This is a genomic window from Roseobacter sp. (assembly GCF_024639605.1).
Classification (GTDB): domain Bacteria; phylum Pseudomonadota; class Alphaproteobacteria; order Rhodobacterales; family Rhodobacteraceae; genus Roseobacter.
Genome location: NZ_JAHEHZ010000234.1, coordinates 1 through 3695 on the forward strand (window position 1 = coordinate 1; position 3695 = coordinate 3695).

The following is a 3695-nucleotide window of genomic DNA, read 5'->3' on the forward strand; positions in this document are numbered from 1 at the left end:
GGCCCGGCGCACCGCTCCCCGGCACCGCATCGTTAATTTTGCACCACCGGGCTTTGCAACCCCGATCACGAGGGCGGTCGGGATAAGCCTGATCAAGGGTGAGCCTCCGGGACTGGCCCCGGGGGACAGCGCTGTTCAGCATCCCTTGCAGGCTTTCCAGGCGATTTAACCGCGCCGCCCGTTTGACAGCACCAGCCGCCAGCCCTGTCGCGGAAAGAACAAGCGCGCGCCGCAATCGGGCCGCTCTTCCGCCTGCTTGATGAACAAAAAATATCCTGACGATAAATTTTAAGGAGTCACTCGACATGAAACCCATTGCAATCACTGCGCTCTGCGTACTTGTTGCCGGCTGCGCCACGACCGATGTTCAGCCTCTCACGCAATCCTCATTTAAGATTGCGACAACTGCCGCGCCGGCCTGCGGCCCCTCCGGCGCGCGCAAAGTCGCCAACAAAGCGGCCTCAATCGAAGTTATCAAACGGGGCCATGACCGCTTTATATACGCGAATTCCGCACAGGACTCATTTAATTCCGGCGGAGCCTATTACGGCGGAATTTATGGTAGCTATACCAGTTTCCAGCAGGGTCTGGTGGTGCAACTGGTCCCCCAGGGAGACCCGCGCTATCACGATGCCCTGTCCGCACGTCAGATGCTCGGACCGGAGTGGCAGCAGATCGTGGCAGAAGGCATGTCCAACACCTGCACCTGAGCCCCGGGCGGGGACGGGCCGGCGTCGGTCCCCGCCGTTTCAGAAAAGCAGCATCACCCGCCAGTCCGCACTCAGCGCCGGACGTTCTTCTTCGCGGATCTCGACCGTGACGCGCAGACTGAGCATGAGGCCGCCATCGGAGCGCGGCTCTGCCGAGCTCAGCACAAACCGCCCTCTGATACCCGCTCCGACCGGCACAGGCGCCACAAAACGCACCCTGTCAAAGCCGTAATTAACCGATGCGCTCTGCCCTTTGACAGGTGGCAGGGCGATGTATGACATGGCAGAGAGCATCGACAGCGTGAGAAATCCATGCACGACCGCGCCTGCAAACCCCGCCGCCCGGCCGGCATCCGGATCGAGGTGAATGGCCTGGTGATCCTCGGTAGCCCGTGCAAAGGCCGCAACCCGCTCCGGCGTCATCTGCATCCAGTCTGAGAGACCGATCTGCTTTCCCTCAAGACCTGCGAGCGCCTCCCGTGACAGCGTTCCGTCCGTCATCTGAGACACCGCCCTGCCCGATGGCACAGGCAGGCATCCCCCGCGAAACCGGCCCCGCGCCGCGGACACACCGGCCTCAGACCGCCGCCCGCATGCTTTCCTCAAGATAGATCTCGCGCAGCCGCGGCGCTACCCGGCCCGGCGTGCCGTCCCCCAGCACCGCATCGTCGATCTGCACCACCGGCATCACGAAGGTCGAAGCAGAAGTTACAAAGGCCTCGTCCGCGTTGCGCGCTTCTTCCAGCGTGAAGTTGCGCTCCTCAACTTCCATCTGCGCCTCCCGCGCAAAACGCAGCACCGCGGCCCGGGTGATGCCGTGCAGAATATCGTTGCTCAGCGCACGGGTGATAATTTTATTGCCCTTCACGATATAGGCGTTGTTTGATGTGCCTTCGGTCACAAAACCGTCCTCAATCATCCAGGCATCATCGGCGCCGGCCTTTTTTGCCATCATCTTGCCCATCGACGGATAAAGCAGCTGCACCGTCTTGATGTCGCGTCGCCCCCAGCGGATGTCGTCGATACTGATTACGCGGATTCCCTTTTTCGCCGCCGGGTTGTCGGCCAGCCCCGGTTTGTTCTGAGTAAACAGCACGATCGTGGGCATGGTGGTCTCAGGGTCAGGAAAGACAAAATCCCGGTCGCCCGGCGCACCGCGGGTGATCTGCAGATAAATCATGCCCTCGTCGATGTCGTTCAGGCGCACCAGTTCGCGGTGCACCCCGAGCAGGTCTTCTTTGCTGATCGGGCTGCGCATTTCCAACGCGTCGAGCGAGCGTTCGAGGCGCACCGCATGTCCGTCAAAATCAATCAGCTTCCCGCCCAGCACCGAAGTCACTTCGTAAACGCCGTCTGCCATCAGAAATCCGCGGTCGAAAACAGAGACGCGCGCCTCGGTTTCCGGAATGTATTCGCCATTCAGATATACAGTGCGCATCAGCTTACCCCCAGAGTTCCGGTTCAGGCGGATGGACGCCCTTTTCATCAAATTTCAGCGGCCTGTCGCGGTCTTCGGCCAGCAGAAGCGGGCCATCCAGATCGGTGACCAGCACGCCCTGTGCTAGCAGTGTCGCCGGGGCCATGGCAAGACTGGAGCCGACCATGCAGCCGACCATCACGTCATATCCCCCGCGCCGTGCTGCGTCGCGCAAAGCAAGCGCTTCGGTCAGTCCGCCTGTTTTGTCCAGTTTGATGTTAACCACATCGTATTTACCCGCCAGATCCGACAGGTCCGCGCGGTCATGACAGCTTTCATCGGCACAGACCGGAACCGGGCGGTCCATCCCACGCAGTGCCTCATCATCGCCTGCCGGCAGCGGCTGCTCTACAAGGCTCACCCCCAGCCGCATCAGATGCGGTGCCAGGTCCGCATAGATCCCGGCACTCCAGCCTTCATTGGCGTCGATGATGATCCGCGAATCCGGCGCGCCTGCACGGACAGCTTCCAGCCGCGGCATATCATCCGGCGTGCCCAGTTTGATCTTGAGCAGCGGGCGAAAGGCATTCTCCGCCGCCTGCCGGCGCATCTCTTCAGGCGTATCGAGCGACAGCGTATAGGCGGTGATCTCGGGCCCCGGCGCCGGCAGACCCGCCAGATCCCACACCCGGCAACCGCTGCGTTTTGCCTCCAGATCCCAGAGCGCACAGTCCACTGCATTGCGCGCAGCCCCTGCCGGCAGCAGATCCTGCAACCCCGCGCGCGAAAAATTGTCCGGCAGCCCCGCGATCTGACCGGTGACACTCTCCAACGTCTCGCCATAGCGGGCGTAGGGCACGCATTCGCCCGCCCCGGTGACGCCACCCTCATGCACCCGCACGGTCAGCACCTGAGCCTCTGACCGCGATCCGCGGCTGATCGTGAACACCCGCGCAAGAGGGAAAACGTCTCGGGTTACTTCAATACGCATCACCCTTTACCTTTCTCTGGCTTAAAAATATCCAATCCCTCAGGTGCCGCCGGCGCACACCTTAAAGGTCAGAGCGCCACCAGCGCCTCCGCCAGACGATCCGCACCATGGCGGAACGGGTCAACCGCGGGCAGCCCAAGACGCGCTTCGGTTTCCGCGCAGTATGCTATGGCCTCCTCCGCGCTCAGATGCTGGGTATTGATTGAGGCGCCCACCACCCTGCAGTCCGGATTGGACACATGCGCCATCTGAAGCGCCGTGTCCCGCACCAGTTCCATTGAGGGGAGCTGATACCCGGGCAGCCCGCGCATATGCTGTCGCGTAGGCTCATGGCAGATGATCAGCGCATCGGGCTGCCCGCCGTGGATCAACGCCAGCGACACACCGGAATACGAGACATGAAACAGGCTGCCCTGCCCTTCGATGATGTCCCAGTGGTCAGGATCATTGTCCGGCGTCAGATGCTCGATGGAGCCGGCCATGAAATCGGCAATCACCGCATCGAGCGGCACGCCGGAACCGGTGATCAGAATGCCCGTCTGCCCGGTCGCGCGGAAGGTGCACTTCATCTCGCGCG

5 protein-coding genes are annotated in these 3695 nt (G+C 62.1%); 1 reads left to right on the forward strand and 4 read right to left on the reverse strand.

Annotated features, from left to right (window positions below; all coding sequences use genetic code 11):
* The first annotated feature begins 305 nt into the window (after positions 1-305).
* On the forward strand, positions 306-710 hold the full coding sequence (locus Q0M35_RS18040; RefSeq protein WP_295317636.1) for a hypothetical protein: 405 nt from the start codon (positions 306-308) through the stop codon (positions 708-710).
* A gap of 39 nt (positions 711-749) precedes the next feature.
* On the opposite strand, the gene Q0M35_RS18045 is transcribed toward Q0M35_RS18040, so the two are convergent.
* The 4 genes from Q0M35_RS18045 to Q0M35_RS18060 all read right to left on the reverse strand — a co-directional run.
* A complete protein-coding gene (locus Q0M35_RS18045) occupies positions 750-1211 on the reverse strand; it encodes a MaoC family dehydratase (RefSeq protein WP_295317637.1) in 462 nt (153 codons plus the stop codon).
* 76 nt (positions 1212-1287) lie between these two features.
* Positions 1288-2148 (reverse strand): D-amino-acid transaminase, encoded by an 861-nt coding sequence (locus Q0M35_RS18050; protein ID WP_295317638.1) that lies wholly within the window; start codon positions 2146-2148, stop codon positions 1288-1290.
* A gap of 4 nt (positions 2149-2152) precedes the next feature.
* The gene (gene dgcA, locus Q0M35_RS18055) at positions 2153-3118 is read right to left on the reverse strand and encodes an N-acetyl-D-Glu racemase DgcA (RefSeq protein ID WP_295317639.1); all 966 of its coding nucleotides are present in this window, start codon (positions 3116-3118) and stop codon (positions 2153-2155) included.
* A gap of 68 nt (positions 3119-3186) precedes the next feature.
* A partial coding sequence (locus tag Q0M35_RS18060) for an NAD-dependent epimerase/dehydratase family protein (RefSeq protein WP_295317640.1) occupies positions 3187-3695 on the reverse strand: 509 nt, incomplete at its 5' end.